This window comes from Kitasatospora sp. NPDC087271 (assembly GCF_044744605.1).
Classification (GTDB): domain Bacteria; phylum Actinomycetota; class Actinomycetes; order Streptomycetales; family Streptomycetaceae; genus Kitasatospora.
Genome location: NZ_JBIUYQ010000031.1, coordinates 1 through 17153 on the forward strand (window position 1 = coordinate 1; position 17153 = coordinate 17153).

Annotated in this window: 13 protein-coding genes; 6 read left to right on the forward strand and 7 right to left on the reverse strand. The window is 75.8% G+C overall.

The annotated features are described in order from the left end of the window. Positions 1 to 106: 106 nt before the first annotated feature. Positions 107 to 466 (reverse strand): zinc ribbon domain-containing protein YjdM, encoded by a 360-nt coding sequence (locus ACIO9K_RS33355; RefSeq protein ID WP_400335395.1) that lies wholly within the window; start codon positions 464 to 466, stop codon positions 107 to 109. Positions 467 to 754: 288 nt separating this feature from the next. Here ACIO9K_RS33355 and ACIO9K_RS33360 point away from each other — a divergent pair, with 288 nt between their 5' ends. Beyond that, on the forward strand, positions 755 to 1993 hold the full coding sequence (locus ACIO9K_RS33360) for a styrene monooxygenase/indole monooxygenase family protein (RefSeq protein WP_400335397.1): 1239 nt from the start codon (positions 755 to 757) through the stop codon (positions 1991 to 1993). A 75-nt stretch (positions 1994 to 2068) separates the two neighbouring features. Here the strand turns inward: ACIO9K_RS33360 and ACIO9K_RS33365 are convergent, their stop codons facing one another. From ACIO9K_RS33365 to fxsT, 3 genes are read right to left on the reverse strand one after another with little or no spacing between them, the layout of a single operon-like run. Then, positions 2069 to 3097 carry a hypothetical protein gene (locus ACIO9K_RS33365; protein ID WP_400335399.1) on the reverse strand — a complete coding sequence of 343 codons (1029 nt, stop codon included), beginning with the start codon at positions 3095 to 3097 and terminating at the stop codon, positions 2069 to 2071. Next, the gene (locus ACIO9K_RS33370) at positions 3094 to 4350 is read right to left on the reverse strand and encodes a CHAT domain-containing protein (protein ID WP_400335401.1); all 1257 of its coding nucleotides are present in this window, start codon (positions 4348 to 4350) and stop codon (positions 3094 to 3096) included. Before ACIO9K_RS33370 ends, ACIO9K_RS33365 begins: the two co-directional genes overlap by 4 nt. 4 nt (positions 4351 to 4354) lie before the next feature. After that, positions 4355 to 11044: an FxSxx-COOH system tetratricopeptide repeat protein gene (gene fxsT / locus ACIO9K_RS33375; RefSeq protein ID WP_400335404.1), complete on the reverse strand. Its 6690-nt coding sequence runs from the start codon at positions 11042 to 11044 to the stop codon at positions 4355 to 4357. A 137-nt stretch (positions 11045 to 11181) separates the two neighbouring features. Here fxsT and ACIO9K_RS33380 point away from each other — a divergent pair, with 137 nt between their 5' ends. Then, positions 11182 to 11742: a putative glycolipid-binding domain-containing protein gene (locus tag ACIO9K_RS33380; protein WP_400335406.1), complete on the forward strand. Its 561-nt coding sequence runs from the start codon at positions 11182 to 11184 to the stop codon at positions 11740 to 11742. Positions 11743 to 11755: 13 nt separating this feature from the next. On the opposite strand, the gene ACIO9K_RS33385 is transcribed toward ACIO9K_RS33380, so the two are convergent. Then, on the reverse strand, positions 11756 to 12499 hold the full coding sequence (locus tag ACIO9K_RS33385; RefSeq protein WP_400335408.1) for an SOS response-associated peptidase: 744 nt from the start codon (positions 12497 to 12499) through the stop codon (positions 11756 to 11758). A gap of 37 nt (positions 12500 to 12536) precedes the next feature. Beyond that, positions 12537 to 13280: an AraC family transcriptional regulator gene (locus ACIO9K_RS33390; protein WP_400335493.1), complete on the reverse strand. Its 744-nt coding sequence runs from the start codon at positions 13278 to 13280 to the stop codon at positions 12537 to 12539. A gap of 29 nt (positions 13281 to 13309) precedes the next feature. Here ACIO9K_RS33390 and ACIO9K_RS33395 point away from each other — a divergent pair, with 29 nt between their 5' ends. Both ACIO9K_RS33395 and ACIO9K_RS33400 read left to right on the forward strand, forming a co-directional pair. After that, positions 13310 to 13441, forward strand: coding sequence for a hypothetical protein (locus ACIO9K_RS33395; RefSeq protein WP_400335409.1), 132 nt, complete (start codon positions 13310 to 13312; stop codon positions 13439 to 13441). Positions 13442 to 13508: 67 nt separating this feature from the next. After that, positions 13509 to 14651 carry an MFS transporter gene (locus tag ACIO9K_RS33400; RefSeq protein ID WP_400335411.1) on the forward strand — a complete coding sequence of 381 codons (1143 nt, stop codon included), beginning with the start codon at positions 13509 to 13511 and terminating at the stop codon, positions 14649 to 14651. Here ACIO9K_RS33400 and ACIO9K_RS33405 read toward each other — a convergent pair. Then, on the reverse strand, positions 14641 to 15486 hold the full coding sequence (locus tag ACIO9K_RS33405) for a PaaX family transcriptional regulator C-terminal domain-containing protein (protein ID WP_400335414.1): 846 nt from the start codon (positions 15484 to 15486) through the stop codon (positions 14641 to 14643). The genes ACIO9K_RS33400 and ACIO9K_RS33405 overlap by 11 nt on opposite strands. Before the next feature lie 67 nt (positions 15487 to 15553). Here ACIO9K_RS33405 and ACIO9K_RS33410 point away from each other — a divergent pair, with 67 nt between their 5' ends. Next, the gene (locus tag ACIO9K_RS33410; protein WP_400335416.1) at positions 15554 to 15847 is read left to right on the forward strand and encodes a hypothetical protein; all 294 of its coding nucleotides are present in this window, start codon (positions 15554 to 15556) and stop codon (positions 15845 to 15847) included. Between the two features lie 51 nt (positions 15848 to 15898). Continuing rightward, on the forward strand, positions 15899 to 17083 hold the full coding sequence (locus ACIO9K_RS33415) for a saccharopine dehydrogenase family protein (RefSeq protein ID WP_400335418.1): 1185 nt from the start codon (positions 15899 to 15901) through the stop codon (positions 17081 to 17083). The last annotated feature ends 70 nt before the right edge of the window (positions 17084 to 17153 follow it).

The following is a 17153-nucleotide window of genomic DNA, read 5'->3' on the forward strand; positions in this document are numbered from 1 at the left end:
CGAGCGGCTGTCCGGCGTGTCGAAGGTGACGGTGTACCGGCACGTCGCGCTGCTCGCCGAGGCCGGCTTCCTGGAGGTCGCCGAGGAGCGCCGGGCGCGGGCCCGGTCAGGCCTTCTTGACCACGCTCGACTTGAGCTGCATCGCGCCGAACCCCTCGATCCGGCAGTCGATGTCGTGGCCGTCGACGCCGTCGACCAGACGGATGTTGCGGACCTTGGTGCCCGCCTTGATGCCGGAGACGCTGCCCTTGACCTTGAGCGCCTTGACGACGGTCACGGTGTCGCCGTCGCTGAGCACGTTGCCGACCGCGTCCCGGATCACCCGCTCGCCCGGACCGGCCGGTTCGGCGGCGCCGCCTGCCGCGGGCATCCACTCGTGGCCGCACTCCGGGCAGACCATGAGGGTGTTCATCTCATAGGTGTACTCGCTGGAACACGACGGGCACGGGGGGAGGTGGTCGCTCATGCGCGCGGGCTGTCCTCTCGGGTCGGGCCGGGGGTCGGCGGCTCGCCAGCATGTATGAAGTTGAAGAATTTTTCAAATCGCTTGTTCGACGGCATCCGACCGCGGACGGTGACGTTCCCGGCCGGGCGTGCGCGGGCCGTGGACGCGGGTGCCCGATGACTGGTATCCAGGCCACTGGCAGCGCGACTGGCGGCCGACCGGTGCCCACCTCCCCCCGCGGGCTCACCAGCCCACGGACGGAAGGGTGTTGAGGCCGGGCCAGGACGTACAACCAGGAAAGCGGAGACGATGCGCAGAGTTCTGATCGTCGGCGCGGGGCAGGCCGGCCTCCAGCTGGCCCTGGGGCTCCAGGCCCACGGCTACGACGTGACGGTGATGACCGACCGCGACGCGGACGCGGTCAGGAGCGGCCGGGTGCTGTCCACCCAGTGCATGTTCGACGCCGCGCTGCGGACCGAACGCGACCTCGGCCTGGACCTCTGGGCGGACACCGCACCCCGGATCGAGGGCGTCGGAGTCTCCGTCGCCGGGCCGGAGTCCGCGCGGGTGATCGACTGGGTCGGGCGCCTGGACGCGCCCGCGCAGTCCGTCGACCAGCGGCTGAAGATGCCCGTCTGGCTGGAGACCTTCGCCGGGCGCGGCGGCCGGGTCGTGGTCCGCCCGGTGACCGTCGGCGACCTCGAACACCTCTCCGGCTCCTACGACCTGGTCCTGGTCGCGGCCGGCAAGGGCGACCTGGCCGCGATGTTCGAGCGCGACCACGAGCGCTCCCGCTACGACCGGCCGCAGCGCGCGCTGGCCGCCAGCTACGTGTACGGGCTCGGTCCGCGCCCCGAGCACGACTTCCCCGCCGTCCGCTGCAACGTGGTGCCCGGCGTCGGCGAACTGTTCGTCATGCCGGCGCTGACCGCGGCCGGCCCGTGCGACATCCTGCTCTGGGAGGCCGCCCCGGGCGGCCCGGCGGACGCCTTCGACGGGGTCCGCGACCCGGCCGAACACCTGCGGGTGACGCTCGACCTGATGAAGGCCTTCACTCCTTGGGAGTATGACCGCGCCCGGGCCGGAATCGAACTCACCGACACCGGCGCCACCCTCGCCGGGCGCTTCACCCCCGCCGTCCGCCACCCGGTCGGCGAACTGCCCGGCGGCGGAGCGGCGCTGGGCGTCGCGGACGTCGTCGTCCTCAACGACCCGATCACCGGCCAGGGCTCCAACAACGCCGCCCGGTGCGCGGCCGGCTACCTCGACGCGATCCTCGCGCACGGCGACAAGCCGTTCGACCGCGACTTCATGCGGGCCGCCTTCGACCGCTTCTGGCAGGCCGTCCGCCCCGGCACCGTCTGGAGCAACGCGATGCTCGCGCCGCCGCCCGAGCACGTCCTGCACCTGCTCGGCGCCGCCGGTCAACTCCCGCCCGTCGCCGACCGGTTCGCCAACGCCTTCAACGACCCGGCCGACCTGGAGCAGTGGTTCCTCGACCCCGCGAAGGCGGCCGCCTACCTGGAGTCGTTCACCCCGCGGGACTGACCGGCGCGGACTGACCCGCGCGGTGGCTGGCGTGGATCGGCCGGGGTACCCGAGCGGGACGACGGGCCCGTCCGGTCAGCGTGAGTGGGCGGCGAGGCTGAGCAGCAGGTGGGCGGATTCGGGGTGGTGGAAGTCGGAGTGGGCGCCCGCCGGGTTGAGGCGGGTGGCCAGGCCGCCGCGGTAGACCCGGGCGGCGTCGATGTTGACGATCGGGTGGTCCAACTCGGCGTGCGGGTACGGGGAGGCGGTCGGGCGCAGCCGGGTGCTGAACTGGGGGACGGGGGCGACGCCGGTGCCGGAGTGGCCGATGCCCGGGCGGCCCTCGGCGCGCAGGTGCCAGAAGCCGGTGGCGCGGTCCCAGCGGGAGTGGGTGAGCACCAGCGGGCCGCGCAGCGGGGCGCCGGGCCGGCCGGGGCCGAGGAACAGCCGGGGGAAGAGGTGGGTGAAGGCGTCGCGGGGCGCGGCCATCTGGAAGATCAGCGCGCTGTCGACGGTGAACGGCCGGGTGGGGTCGCCCGGCCGGCTCCAGCCCAGCACCGGTGGCCCGGCGGGCCGGTCGGCCGCGTACTGGACGGCCTCGCAGAGGAAGCGGCCGCCGAAGGAGTGGCCGACCAGGTGCAGGTACTGGCCGTTGCGGTTGGCCAGGACGCGGGGCGCGGCCGGGTCGCCGCGGTCGGCGTCCAGGTAACCGAGCAGGTGGCCCAGGACGCGCCCGGCCTGCCCCTGGGCGCTCATGGCGTGCGCCCGGGCCCGGATCCGGCGGTACCCGGCCGGCGACGGCAGGCTGGAGGACGGCCAGCGCACCACCACGCACCACGGGCGGAACCCCCTGGTCAGCCCGGGGTAGGAGGTCGGCGCGGACCGGTGCAGGGCGGCGGCCTCAGTGAGCAGGGCGGCGGCCGAGCGGTCGGCGGCGGCGGGGCTGGTCTGCCAACCGTGGACGTAGACGTAGACGTCGGTCGCCCGCGGGGGGATGCGCAGGTGCCGGGCGAGGTGTTGGGCGATCCGGGCCTCGGGCACCGGCGTGCGGGTGCCGGGGACGAGCAGCCGGCCCTCCTCGTCCAGGTCGACGGTGGCGGTGGCGATGGGCGTGGGCGCCGTCACGGGGTCAGCTCCAGGATGCTGTCGAGGCCGCAGTGCAGGGAGTAGGTGAGCGCCAGCGGGTTGCGGTACTCGCGGGCGAACCACCGGACCAACTGCTGGGTGATCTCGCCCGCCGTGGACTCCCCGGTCAGGTAGAGGTCGAGGAAGGCGAAGGCGTACTCGGCGGCGAAGACCTGCGGGATCTCGATCTGCGGGCCGAGCACGCCGTTGGCGCCGAGGTCGACCAGTGCCCGGCCGAGGTGCTCCAGTTCGGCGGCCGTGGACTGCCCGGTGTGGCAGGCGTTCAGCAGCACGAACGGCCGGAACATGGCGTCCGGCGCCTCGGCGTGCCGGCGGCGGTGGCGGCGCACCAGGTCGGCGTCGATCTGGCGGTCGTCGGAGAGCCGGACGGCGAGCTGCTCGTACGGGGAGTCGCCGGCGACGAACTGGCCGTGGCACCAGAAGTACATGACGTCCTCGTCCAGCACGGCGGAGGACAGCGCCTTGAGCAGCGGTTCGGACTCGGTGCGCACGGTCAGCTGGGAGCGGTCCTCCAGCAGTTTGCGGACCTCGGGGGCCCGGCCGACGTCGGTGAGCTGGTCGTCGGTGTTGAGGCTGGTGACGGGCCTGGTGCGGGCCGGGTACGGCGGCTGGATCGGCGGGTAGCCGGCGCCGGTCTGCTCGACCTGGTGGCGGTGGCCGAGGAAGTCCGCCCACGGGTCGGCGTGGCCGCCGTCGACGGCGAGCATCGGCCAGGGCAGGTGGAGGTCGGAGTCGAAGCTGATCCGCAGCGAGCCGCTCTCGGTGAGCGTCCGGGTGAGGTAGTCGCGGAAGACGGTGAGTTCACGGTCCGGCCCGTCGAGCATCACCTCCAGGAAGTACCGTCCCTCCTCGGCCAGTTCGGCGACCTGCCGCTCGGCGACGCCGGCCAGCCGGTTGAAGTCGACGGCCTGGGCGAAGGGGTAGCCGCCGATCGGCTCCGGGTCGTACTGGACCAGGCGGTCGCGCCAGATGGTCCGCAGCCGGGAGGCCCGGGCGAGCAGGGCGGGGGCGGACACCTTCAGCTCCGCGCGGTGGGGGCGGGACCAGGGCGTGCGCTCGCCGGGCCGGAAGGCGGAGACGAGCAGGTCGTCGCGGTGGCGGCGCAGCGAGACCACGAGGTCCAGCGGGGCCGGCTCCTTGGCCTGCGGGGCGTCCGGCGCCTGTTGCCGGGGGAGCCGGGTGAAGTCGGCGGAGGGGTTCTGGCGGATCTCGACGAGGAGGTCCCGGGCCACGCGATTACTCCTCGTCCTGGGCGATGTGGGTGACGGTGGGGACTTGGGTGACGGTGGGGACTTGGCCGACTTGGCCGACTTGGGGGACGTGCGTGACGTGCATGACGTGCGGGACGTCGACGACGGTGGACAGGTCCTGGAGCACGGAGCCGTGCCCCCGGTCGTAGACGGTGATCCGGACGGTGTGCGGCCCCGGCACGGACGGGGTCAGCGCGAAGCGGGCGGGCTCCCCGGCCGGGCTGTAGTCGGCGACGGGTGGATCGAGCACGGCGTCCGAGGCGGCGACGGCCACCAGGCGCAGGCCCGGCAGCTCGCCGGGGTCGGCCCGCGGCACCTTGGGTTCCAACCGCAGCTCCAGCCGCACGGTGGCCCCCACCGCCGGCTCGTCGAGCAGGGTGAGCCGGGGCCGCCAGGCCGTCCTCGGTACCGCGGGCGCCGGGGAGCGGCGCCGCGACCCGCGCGAGCACCGGATCAGCGCGGCCGGCTCGGACGGTTCCGGCCCGAGCTCCGCGCGGACGGGTGCGGCCGGCAGCGACTCCGGCCCGCCGCCGTCGAGTGGGGTCGGCGACTGCGCTGCGCCGCCGTCGAGTCGGGCCAGGGCCGTCCGGCTCTCCACCGCCAGCGGATGGCCGGGGCCCATCAGGGTCCGGCGCGCGGTGTGGACGGACACCAGCAGGTCCCGGGCGGCGTCCCGGCGCCCACTCGCGGCGAGCGCGGCGGCCAGGCCGACGGCCAGGGTGGGGAACACCGGGAGCAGCCCGGGGCGCAGGGTGCCGAGGCTGACGGCGACGTCGTCGGCGTGCCGGTGTCCGGTCACCAGTGCCCCGGTCGGGAGCCGGTCGGCGACGATGCCCTCGTACACCCGCACCGCCCCGACGGCGTCTCCGGCCCGCAGCCGCGCGTGGGCGAGGCTCTGGCGGATGCTCAGGGTGAGGGAGTTGCGCGGGCCGTGGCTCGCGGCGCACTCCTCGGCGAGTTCCTCCAGCCGGACGACGGCGCGCAGCGGCCGCGGGCCGCAGGCCAGGAGCAGCGCGTGGGCCTCGCGGGCGGCGAGGGTGGCGTCGTCGGTGCTGCCGAGGGCGTCGTCCGCGCAGGCGGCAAGGGTGGCGGCCAGGCGCACCGCCGCCTCGTGCTCCCCGTTGAGGTGGCGGGCGACGGCGAGGACGCACCCGGAGCGGACGAGGCCGGGCAGTGCGGGGCCGGCGGGTCGGGTCCAGTCCGCCGTCAGGGGTGACAGTTCGGCGATCGCGCCGGCGTGGTCCCCGGCGAGCAGCAGGGCCTGGGCGAGGCCGTACCGCACGGCGTGGGCGAGCAGGTGCTCCGGGCCGAGGGCCGATTCGGCGGCGGCCAGCGCCTCCCGGTAGCAGTCGGCGCCCTCCGCGTACCGGCCGGCCTCGACGAGGTTGAGCGCGATGCTGTCCCGGTCGTCGAGGGAGTCGAGGGCATCGATGGTGTCCGGGGCGCCGGGGTGTTCGGCACCGAGGATCCGGGTGCGGTCGGCCAGCAGGGCGCGGTAGAGCGCGTCGGCGCGGTCGTGCTCCCAGCGGCGGCGGTGGGCGTGGGCGAGGTCGGTGCACGCGGTGAGGGTGTCGGGGTGGTCCTGGCCGTGTACGCGCTCGTGGTCGGCGAGCAGCATCAGCCGTTCGACGATCTCCTGCCGCTGCCGGCCGGCGCGGGCGTGGACGGAGGCGAGGCCGGAGCGCTCGCCGAGGGTGTCCGGGTGGTCCGCGCCCTGGACCCGGGTCCGGTGGGCGATCAGCTCGGTGAACAGGGCTGTGGCGCGGTCGAGTTCGCCGGTGGCGAGGACGGCCTCGGCGAGTTGGGAGAGTTGGAGGAGGGTGTCCGGGTGGTCGGGGCCGTGGATGCGTGCACGGTCGGCGGCCAGCGCCTCCCGTTCGGCCTCGGCCTGGTGCAGGAGGCCCGCGAGCCGGCGGTCCTGGGCGAGGCTGCCGCGACAGGCGAGGGTGTCGGGGTGGTCCGGGCCCTGGAGCCGGATCCGGTCCCGCAGCAGCGCCTCGTCGAGTTCCGTCGCGGGGCGGTGGTCGCCGCCCGACCGGTACGTCCAGGCCAGCAGGAACCGGGCGCCGAGGGCGTCGGGGTGGTCGGGCCCGAGCACCCGCTCGGTGTCGGCGACCAGGGGCACGGCGAGGTCGAGCGCGCGTTGGAGGTCGTAGCCCGCGCGGTACGAGGAGGCCTGCCACCAGCGGGCGTTGAGGGTGTCGGGGTGGTCGGCGCCGAGCACCCGGGCCCGGTCGGCGGCGACGGCGCCGAAGGCCTCGGCCGCGCGGCGCTGGTCGTCCGCGTCGCGGTGGGCGGCGGCCTGCCACCACCGGGTGGTGAGCGTGTCCGGGTGGTCCGGGCCCTGCGCCCGCTCCTGGTCGGCCAGCAGCGCCGTGTACAGCTCGGCGGCGGCGGGGTGGTCGCCCGCCGCCACCACCGACCGCGCGAGGCCGAGCCGCGCGTCGAGGGTGTCGGGGTGGTCCGGTCCGAGCGCCCGCTCGTAGTCGGCGACCAGGGCCCGGAACAGGTCCACCGAGCGGTCGTGCTCGGCCGCCTCGCGGCAGGTCCGGGCCAGGCCGAGCCGGGTGTCCAGGGTGTCGGGGTGGTCGGCGCCCAGGACCCGGGCCAGGTCCGCGACCAGTGCCTCGTACAGCTCCAGGGCGCGGTCGAGTTCGCCGACCTCGTGGTGGCCCGCCGCCTGCGAGCGCCGGGTGCCAAGGGTGTCGGGGTGGTCGGGGCCCTGGATCCGGGTGCGGTCGGCCACCAGCGCGGAGTGCAGCTCTGCGGCGCGGCGGTGGTCGCCCGCCTCGGCGTGCGCCCAGGCCAGGGAGCCGCGGGCGTCCAGGGCCAGCGGGTGGTCGGCGCCGTGGATCCGGGTGCGGTCGGCGGCCAGGGCCTCGTAGCGGGCGATGGCGTGGCGGTGGTCGTTCGCGGAGGAGGTGGCCCAGGCCAGTCCGGCGCGCGTGGCCAGCGTCTCGGGGTGGTCGGCACCGCGGATCCGGGTGTCGTCGGCCACCAGCGCGTCGAACAGCTCCACCGCACGGTGGTGGTGGCCGGCCCGCTGGTGACCGTTCGCCTGCCACCAGCGGGCGGTGAGGGTCTGGGGGTGGTCGGCGCCCAGGATCCGGCCGCGATCGGCCGCCAGTGCGTCGTACAGCTCCACCGCGCGGCGGTGCTCGCCGGCCCGCTGGCAGTCGTGTGCCAGCCACCAGCGGGCATTGAGGGTGTCCGGGTGGTCGGGACCCTGGATCCGGGCCCGGTCCGCGACGAGCTCCTGGTGGAGCTCCAGCGCCCGGCGGTGCCGGCCGGCGGCGGTGAGCGCCTGCGCCAGCACCAGACGGGCGCCCAGGGTGTCGGGGTGTTCCGGTCCGTGGACGCGGGCTTGGTCGGCCACCAGGGTTTCGGACAGCGTGACGGCCCGCCGGTGGTCGCCCGCCTCCCGGCAGCTGTCGGCGTGCCACCGGCGGGTGTTGAGCGTCTCCGGGTGGTCGGGGCCCTGGAGCCGGGCGCGGTCGGCTGCCAGTGCTTCGTACAGTTCCGCCGCGTGCCGGTGCTCCCCGGCGTCCCCGTGCGCGGAGGCGAGCCACCACCGGGTGCTGAGGGTGCGGGGGTGCTCCTCGCCGTACAGCCGGATGCAGTCGGCGACCAGTTCCGCGTACAGCTCCACGGCGCGCGGGTGGTCGCCGCTCTCGTCGTGGGTCCGTGCCAGCTGGAGGCGGGCGCTGAGGGTGGTGGGATGCCCGGCGCCGAGCACCAGGGTCAGGTCGGCCAGCACCCGTTCGCGCTCGACGAGCGCCTCCCGGATCCGTCCCGCGCTCTGGAGGGCGTAGGCCAGGCCGGTGCGGGCGTTGAGGGTCTGCGGGTGGTCGGGGCCGTGGACCCGGTCGTAGTCGGCCACCAGCCGTTCGCGCAGTTCCACGGCCCGCCGGTGGTGCTCCGCCGCGCCGTGCAGCCAGGCCTGCCAGCCGCGGGTGTGGAGGACGGCGGGGTGGTCGGCGCCGAGCACCCGCAGCCGGTCGGCGACGAGTCGGTCGCACAGCTCCGCCGCGTGTCGGTGGTCGCCGGCGTCGCCGAAGGCCCGGGCCAGGCTCAGCCGAGCCTCGAAGGTCTCGTAGTGGTCGGGGCCGTGGACCCGCTCGCGGTCGGCGAGGAGCCGCTGGCATTCGGCGAGCGCCGTGCGGGGGCGCCCGGCGAGCAGCAGGGTGCGGGTGAGGTTGGACCGTTCGTCCAGGGTGTCCGGGTGGTCCGGGCCCTGGACGCGGGCGCGGTGGGCCACCAGGTCCTCGAACTCGGCCAGTTCACGGCCGGTCCGGCCCGCGACGCGCAGCGCGTAGGCGAGGTCGCTGCGCTCCTCCAGCGTGCCGGGGTGGTCCGGCCCCTGGGCGCGGGCGCGGTCGCGGACCAGCGCCCGGTGTTCGTCCACCGCCGTCCGGAGCTGGCCCGCCTCGCGGTGGGCGTGGGCGAGACCGCTGCGCGCGTCCAGCGTGTGGGGGTGGTCGGGCCCGAGGACGCGGGTGTAGTCGCCGACCAGATCGGTGAACCGGGTGACCGCCGAGGTCGGGTGCCCGGCCTCGCAGTGGGCCGTCGCCAGCCGGCCGCGCGCGAAGAGGGTCTGCGGGTGGTCCGGCCCCTGGACCCGGACGTGGTCGGCGACCAGCGCCTCGTACCCGGCGACCGCGGCCCGGTGGTCTCCCGCGACGACGTGGGCGGCCGCGAGCCAGTCGCGGCTGGTGAGGGTGTCGGGGTGGTCGGCGCCGAGCACCCGGGCCCGGTCGGCCACCGCCTGCTCGTACAGGGTGATGGCCAACCGGTGCTGACCGGCGGTGAGTTGGGCGTACGCGAGCCCGTTGCGGTGGGCCAGGATGTCCGGGTGGTCGGGGTCGTCCAGGACCCGGCCGGCGTCGGCCAGCAGCCGCTCGAACTCCGCTACCGCCGCCTGGTGTTGACCGGCCACCTGGAGGGCGTAGGCCAGGCCCGCGCGGCTGGTGAGGGTCTCCCGGCTGTCGGCGCCGAGCACCCGGGCCCGGTCGGCTACCACAGCGCGGAACTCCTCGACAGCGCACCGGTGTTCACCCGCCTTGCGGTAGGCGTGGGCGAGGGTGCTGCGGTCGGCGAGGGTGGCCGGGTGGTCGTGGCCCTGGAGGCGGGTGCGGTCGGCCACCACCGCCCGGCAGAGCGCGACGGCGCGGGCCGGGTCGCCGGCCCGGGTGTGGAGTTCGGCGAGCCGGCCCCGGGTGGCCAGGGTGTCGGGGTGGTCGGAGCCCAGCAGGCGGGTCTGGCCGTCGGCCATCGCGGTGACCAGCGGGATGGCGAACACCCGCTGGGCCCGGTCGGTCAGCTCGCCGGCGGCCAGCCGGTACAGCGCGACGGTCTGCGGGGTGGGGTGATCGGACGGGCCGCCGGCGGCCAGCTCGCGGATGTGCGGCAGCAGCGCCCGGCGCAGCCGGGGCCCGGCGGTCGGCCAGAGCCGGGCGGCGGCCTCGGCGAGCTGCTGTTCGGCGCGCCGGCGCAGCGGGCGGGCGCCGTCGGAACGGCGCAGCACGCCCTGGAGCAGGCGGTGCACGGTGACGGTCTCGCCGAGGGTGATCAGGTTGTAGTCGGCGAGCAGCCGCAGCGCGGAGTCGACCTCGGCCGGGCGGCGCGCGCCGAAGGGCGTCAGGGTTTCGCGCGGCAGTGCCTCGGGGGCGTACCAGGCGAGCGTGCGCAGCAGCTCGACGGCGAACGGGGCGGTGGCCTGGACGGCGCGCAGGGTGGTGTGCCAGAGCCGGGAGACGGTGGCCACCGCGCCGGAGCCAGTACCGGAGTCGGAGCCGGAGCCGGCGTCAGGGCGGTCCCGGCTGCTGGTGCGCAGCAGCTCGCGGTAGGCGGCGAAGGTCGTGCCGGTCTGCTGCACGTAGGCGCCGGCCTGGGCGAGGGCGAGCGGCAGGTGGCCGAGTTCGTCGGCGAGGGCGAGCACCTCGGCCTGTTCGGCCCGCGCCCCGGGGTGGGCGGCGCCGCAGAGCAGCCGGGTGGCCTCGGGGGCGTCGAGGACGTCGATCCGCACCGGGCGGATGCCGGGGTGCCAGCCGCCGGCGCGGCGGCTGGTGACCAACTGGTGGCCGCAGCCGAGCAGCCGGCCGAGATAGGGGGTGAGGTGGACCGGGTCCTCGGCGTTGTCGTAGACGAGCAGCCAGCGGTCGTGGGCGCGCAGCCAGGCGAGCGCCCACTCGACCTGCTGGCCGGGCGGGGCGGTGAGGGCCCAGGTGGGGTGGAGGTGGACGGCGAGGTCGGCGAAGGCCTCGGCGAGCTGCTCCTCGGACTCGGCGGTGATCCACCAGATCAGCCGGTAGTGCGCGGCCTCGGCGTAGGCGTAGTGCAGCGCGACGGTGGTCTTGCCGACCCCGCCGAGGCCGTGCAGCGTGGTGGCCTGGGTGACCAGCCCGCTGCCGTCGCCGTCCGACAGCGCCTCGGCGATCGCCCGCAACGCGTCGTCGCGGCCCACGAGCCGGTCCGCGGCGCGGGGCGGCAGGTTGGGAGCGGGGGCGCTCGCCTCGACGGTCAGCGCGGCCCGCGCCGCCTCGGGCGGCAGTACGGCCGCCCGCTGCTCGGCGTGCGGGTTCCCGGCGGTGGCGGGCGAGACCGGGCGGCGCCGCTGGTCGAAGGCCTCGTGGTCGGGCAGGCCGCCCTCAGGCCGGACATGCGTCGTCCTGGACATCAACACTTCGGCGCCCTCACCCCCACGTACGGTTCCGCCCGCCCACCGTAGTCGCGGGCGGGCGCCGTGTCACCGGATCCCGCCGGCTGCCCGGAGCCGGGCGCGCGCCTGTCGGTACCGGACGGTAGCGTACGCGGATGATCACGCACACCGCTCCCACCTGGCAGGTCGCCGAGACGGGCGGCCTGGAGACGTCCTGGGTCGAGCTCGGTGCCGCCGCCCTGCACGCCCGCGGCCGGGTCGCCGCCGCGCGGCCCGCGCCGTACTGGCTGACGTACGAACTGGAGACCGGTGAGGGCTTCGTCACCCGGCGGATGCGGGTCCGGGCCGAGACCGCCGACGGCGTCCGCGAGCTGGAACTGCGTCAGGACGGCGGCCGCTGGAGCGTCGACGGCGTGGAACGGCCCGACCTGGCCGGCGCGCTGGACTGCGACCTCGGGCTCTCCCCGGTGACCAACACCCCGCCGGTGCTGCGCCACGGCCTCCACCGGGGCCCGGGCGAGCGGCACTTCCTGATGGCGTGGATCCGGGTGCCCGACCTGACGGTGCACCCCTCCCGCCAGACCTACACCCACCTCGGCCTGGACGGCGGGCGGGCCACCGTCCGCTACGCCTCCGGGGACTTCCGCAGCGACCTCGTGCTGGACCGGGACGGCCTGGTCCTCGACTACCCCGGGCTGGCCGGCCGGATCGCCTGACGGCCGGGCGGCGTCAGTCCGCCAGTCCCAGCGGGTCCAGCGCGGGGTCGAGCAGTTCCGGCCCGTTGGCGCGGACGCTGTTGACGGCGGGGGAGACGGCCCGCACCCGCAGGGCGCCGTCGGCGGGGCGGCGCAGCAGGTGGTGGAGTTCGTCGGAGTCCGTGAGATCGGGGGCGAGCCAGGCGGCCAGGTCGGCGGGGGCGATGGTGAGCGGCATCCGGTCGTGGACGCGCCCGGCGCTGTCGGTGGCGTCGGTGGTGATGAGGGTGGCGGTGGCGAGCCAGGCCACCGGGTCGTCCTCGGGCCGGGTGTGGTCGCGCCAGAACTCGTACAGGCCGGCCATCAGCATGACCGAGCCGGTGCTGAGGAAGTACGGCTGCTTGTACTTCTTCCGGCCGGCGGCGGCGGGCACCTCGCGCCACTCGAAGTAGCCGTCGGCGGGGATGACGCAGCGCCGGGTGGTGAAGGCCTTGCGGAAGGCGGGCTTGAGGTGGACGGTCTCCGAGCGGGCGTTGATCATGCGGGCGCCGCCGGAGGGATCCTTGGACCAGGACGGCACCAGGCCCCAGCGCAGCGGGCGCAGCAGCCGCAGCAGCTCGCCGCTCTCCCGGTCGACGCGTTCCAGGACGGCGGGCACCGGGTCGGTGGGCGCCACGTTCCAGCTCGGCGCGAACGACTCGGCCGGATCCCAGCGCAGTTCCCCGAGCAGGGCGACGAGGTCCTGGGGCGTGGTGGTGGAGACGAAACGACCGCACATGCTCCCCACCCTGCCACCAGCGGCGGACGATTCGGGGTCAGTACGCGGGGTGGCGGCCCGGGGTGTGGCCGAAGGTGCGGCGGAAGACGTCGATGAAGGCGCTCGCGGAGGACCAGCCGCAGCGGTGCGCGACCGTGGTGACGGGCAGGCCCTCGGCGAGCAGCACCAGTGCGTGGTGCAGCCGCAGCTGGGTGCGCCACTGCGGGAAGGTCATGCCGAGGTCGGCCCGGAAGAGCCGGGAGAGCGTGCGGTCGCTGGCGCCGACCGCCCGGCCCAGTTCGGTGAGGGTGCGCTGGTCGGCCGGATCGGCGCGGAGCCGGTCGCAGACCGCGCGCAGCAGCGGTGTGGCGGGGGCGGGCAGGTGCAGCGGCTGCTGCGGGGAGGCGCGCAGCTGGTCGAGCAGGACGGCGCGCAGCCGGGCCCGTTCGGGGCTGTCGTCCTCGGGGGTGCGGGTGTAGGCGACGATCAGCTCGCGCAGCAGCGGCCCGACGGCGAGCACGGTCGGCCGGTCCAGGCCGAGCGGGTTCTCGGTGGCGGGCAGCCCGACCAGGTGGAGGTCCAGTTCGCCGTGGGCCTGGTGGGCGTGCACGGTGCCGGCCGGGACCCAGATGGCGCGGGTTCCGGGGGCGACCCAGGAGCCGGCGTCGGTGGTGATGGCGAGCACGCCGCTGGCCGCGTAGGCGATCTGGTGGTCGTCGTGGCGGTGGGCGTCGATCCCGGCGCCGGACGCCAGCCGCTGAACGCGGGTCGGGGCGACGGGGTCGTGGCGGATGTTCGGCATCACCTGGCAGATTATCGGAAGCCCGACAGGTGCCGTTGCGCCGAGCATGTCGGCATGCCGAAGACAACGCCGGACAACCCGCCGATCACTACGCCCAGTGCGTCCAACACCTCCAGTACGCCGAATACACCGAGTACGCCGAGTACGCCGAGTACGCCTGACCATCCGAAGAGCACATCCGGCAAGCGGGACTCCTCGATCACCCTGCTGTCCCTCGGACACGCCTGCGTGGACGTCTACCAGGGCGCGGTGGCCGCCCTGGTCCCGTTCTTCGCGGCCGAGCGCGGCTACGGCTACGCCGCCGTCTCGGGCGTGGTGCTCGCCGCCTCCCTGCTCTCCTCGGTGGCGCAGCCGCTGTTCGGCGCGATCACCGACCGCCGCCCGCTGCCCTGGCTGCTTCCGGTCAGCACCCTGGTGGGCGGCGTGGGCATCGCGCTCAGCGGGGTGAGCGGCTCGTACCCGCTGACCCTGGCGTTCGTGGCGCTGTCCGGGGTCGGGGTGGCCGCGTACCACCCGGAGTCCGCCCGGGTCGCCCGGCTGGCCGCGCGGGACGGCCACCGGGGGATGGCCTGGTTCTCGCTGGGCGGCAACCTGGGCTTCGCGGCGGCCCCGCTGCTGGTGTCCGTGGTGGTCTCGGGCGGCGGCCTGCGGCTGACCCCGCTGCTGGTGCTGCCGGCGCTCGCGGGCGCCGTCCTGTGCCTGCCGGTGCTGCGCGAACTGGAGCGCCGGCGGGCCGCCGGGACGGCTCCGGCGCCGGTGGCCGGGGCCGACGACCGGGCCTCGTTCGTGCGGCTGTCGCTGGCCGTGGTGTGCCGCTCGATCGCTTTCACCGGCCTGAGCACCTTCCTCGCGCTGTTCGCCACCCAGCGGGTCGGCGGCGGTACGGCGGCGGGCACCGCGGCGCTGGTGGTGCTGTACGCGGGCGGCGCGGTGGGTTCGGTGCTGGGCGGCGCGCTGGCGGACCGCTGGGGCCGGGTCGCGGTGGCGCGCTGGTCGTACCTGGTGGCGGCGGTGGCCGTGGCGGGCGTGGTGCTGGTGCCGGGCCCGGCGCTGTACGTCTTCGTGGCGCTGACCTCGGCGGGCCTGTACGTGCCGTTCTCGTTGCAGGTCACGCTGGGGCAGGACTACCTGCCTTCGCGGATCGGCACCGCCAGCGGGATCACGCTGGGCCTGACCGTCAGCATCGGCGGCCTGGCGAGCCCGGTGATCGGCGGTCTCGCCGACGCGACCTCGCTGCGCACCGCCCTGCTGCCGTTGGTGCTGATGCCGGTGCTGAGCTGGCTGCTGTTCCGCACCCTGCCGGAGCCGGTCGCGCCCGCAGCCCCGGCCGCGACGGAGGCGACCGAGCCGGGTCCGGCGGCTACGCGGTGACGGCCGCGACGACCTCGGCGTAGGCGTCGAACAGCCGGGGTGCGCCCGGCCCGGGGTCGGCGAGCAGCAGCGCCCAGCAGCGGGCGACGAGTTCGCGGGCCGCGGTGCCGGGCCAGGGCTGTGGCAGGAGCTCCGGCGGCAGCAGCGGGTCGGGCTCCATGGCCTCGGTGAGGGCGGCGGCCAACTCCAGGGCGACGGTGAGCAGTTCGGGGCCGGTGAGGCCCTTCTCCAGCCGGTCGAGGCGGTCGGACGCGACCTCGGCGAGCCGCTGGTGGCCCTCGGCGACCTGGTCCAGCGGCCACCAGCGCCGGGCGAGCGCGCGGGGGTCGTCGGTCTCGCCGGCGCGCAGGTCGGGGCTGGTGAGGAGGGTGAGGTGGCCGCGCACGTCCAGGGCGGCGGCCTCGGCCAGGACGTCCTCCTCCCAGGGGTGCGGCGAGACGTAGAGGCCGTTCTGCACCGGGGCGCCGCCGAGCCGGAGGATCGCCTCGCGCAGCGCGTCCCGGGCGGGCCGGGCGTGCTCGGGGACGGCGAATCCCGCGAGGTGCCAGACGCCGTCCCAGGGGGCCCGGCCGCGGTCCTGGGCGTACATCAACGCCACGTGCTCGACGTCGGGGTCGATCGAGCGCCGGGTCTCGGCGGTGGCCCGCAGCAGGGCCCGGCGGCCGCGCCCCTCCTGGACGAACCGCCCCTCGTCGGTGAGGCGCTTGACGGTCAGCCGGACCTGCTGGTCGGTCATCCCGAGCAGGCCGGCCACGGTGTACAGGTCGCCGCAGTCGACCGTGCCGTCCCTGCGGACCATCGCCTCGACCAGCACCCGGGTCGGAATCTCCACCATGGCGACCATCCTAATGCGTTCAGATCTGATACGTTCGTTTTGAGAACGATAGGTTAGCGGAACGAAGATGCGCCGGCGATGGCTGCTCTGGGGATCACTGCTGTCCGTGGTAGTGCTCCTGCTCGGCGCGGGTGGCTGGGTGGTGTACCGGAACGAGTACGACCTCAGGGAGGGACGCGTCACCATCACCGGCGGCAGACAGGCGCTGCGCGGCGTCCTCGCCCGCCCGTCCGGCGGCCGCACCCCCGCCGGCCTGGTCGTCCTCGTCCACGGGGACGGCCCCACCGCACCCCGCTCGCTGTTCAGCCCCGGCTACCTCGACGAGCACCGCGGCTTCCTGACCTCGCTCGGGCAGCGCTGACGGCCCAGCCGCACAGCCGGTGAACACAGGCCGGCGAAAGGAGAAACGACGATGAGAGTGCTCGCCCTCGGCGGAGCGGGAGCGATGGGCCGCGTCGCCGCCCGGGTCGCCGCCCGACTGCCCGGCGTCCACGAACTCGTGATCGCCGACCGCGACCCGGACGCCGCCCGCCGCACCGCCGCCGCCCTCGACGGCGGCCCGGTACCGGTCCGGGCCCGCCAGGTCGACGTCACCGACGGGGTGCAACTGCACGCCGCCCTCGCGAAGGCCGACGCCGTCCTCAACACCGTCGGCCCGTACTACCGCTTCGGCCTCGGCGTGCTGCGCGCGGCGATCCGCACCGGCACCCACTACCTGGACATCTGCGACGACTGGGAACCCACCGTCGCCATGCTGGAACTCGACGACGCGGCCCGCGCCGCCGGCGTCCGCGCCGTGATCGGCATGGGCGCCAGCCCCGGCGTCAGCAACCTGCTCGCCGTCCGGGCCGCCGCCCGCCTCGACACCCTGACCGACCTCTACACCGCCTGGCCCGTCGACGCGGGCGCCGAACCCGACGACACCTCCCTGCTCGGACCGGACGGTGCCCCGCTGGCGGCCGCCGTGCACTGGATGCAGCAGATCAGCGGGACGGTCGCGGTGGTCGACGGCGGCCGGGTCGTCCAGCGGCCCCCGCTGCGGCCGGTCGCCCTCGACCTGCCCGGCGGCCACCGCGGCACCGCGTACACCGTCGGCCACCCCGAACCGGTCACCCTGCACCGCAGCCTGCGACCCGGCGGCACGGCCGCCAACCTCATGGTCGTCACCACCAGGACGGCCGCCTACCTGGACGTCCTGCGGGACGACCTCGACGCCGGGCGTCTCGGCAACGAGACCGCCGCCGTCGACCTCGACCGCCCCACGCTGCGCCGCACCCTGCGGGCCGCCGCCCGCGCGGCCCGCTTCCCCGGCCCCGGCAGCCTCCCCGGCTTCTTCGCCGCCGCCACCGGCAGCCGCGACGGCCGGCCGGTCACCGTCCTCGCCCGGCTCACCGGCGCCGAGGCCCTGCTCGGCGACATGGCCGAGAGCACCGGCGTGCCGGCGGCCCTCGGCCTCGCCCAGCTCCTGGACGGCGGCGTCCGCGCCCCGGGCGTCCACCCGCCCGAGGCGGCGATCGACGCCGGGCGCTTCTTCGCCGACCTGGCGCGCCACTGGCCGGGCGTCGGCGTCGTGGTGGAGGAGCGCCCGGGAGCGTGATCAGGAGACGCGCTCAGGAGGCGTGATCAGGGGACGTGGTCAGGGGACGTGGTCAGGGCGCGGGCGCCGG

Bases quoted from the DNA above. Each gene is read 5' to 3' on its own strand.
- ACIO9K_RS33380 (WP_400335406.1), top strand. From the start codon at position 11,182: ATGATCACGCACACCGCTCCCACCTGGCAGGTCGCCGAGACGGGCGGC.
- fxsT (WP_400335404.1), bottom strand. From the start codon at position 11,044: ATGTCCAGGACGACGCATGTCCGGCCTGAGGGCGGCCTGCCCGACCAC.
- ACIO9K_RS33405 (WP_400335414.1), bottom strand. From the start codon at position 15,486: ATGGTGGAGATTCCGACCCGGGTGCTGGTCGAGGCGATGGTCCGCAGG.
- ACIO9K_RS33360 (WP_400335397.1), top strand. From the start codon at position 755: ATGCGCAGAGTTCTGATCGTCGGCGCGGGGCAGGCCGGCCTCCAGCTG.
- ACIO9K_RS33385 (WP_400335408.1), bottom strand. From the start codon at position 12,499: ATGTGCGGTCGTTTCGTCTCCACCACCACGCCCCAGGACCTCGTCGCC.
- ACIO9K_RS33390 (WP_400335493.1), bottom strand. From the start codon at position 13,280: ATGCCGAACATCCGCCACGACCCCGTCGCCCCGACCCGCGTTCAGCGG.
- ACIO9K_RS33415 (WP_400335418.1), top strand. From the start codon at position 15,899: ATGAGAGTGCTCGCCCTCGGCGGAGCGGGAGCGATGGGCCGCGTCGCC.
- ACIO9K_RS33410 (WP_400335416.1), top strand. From the start codon at position 15,554: ATGCGCCGGCGATGGCTGCTCTGGGGATCACTGCTGTCCGTGGTAGTG.
- ACIO9K_RS33355 (WP_400335395.1), bottom strand. From the start codon at position 466: ATGAGCGACCACCTCCCCCCGTGCCCGTCGTGTTCCAGCGAGTACACC.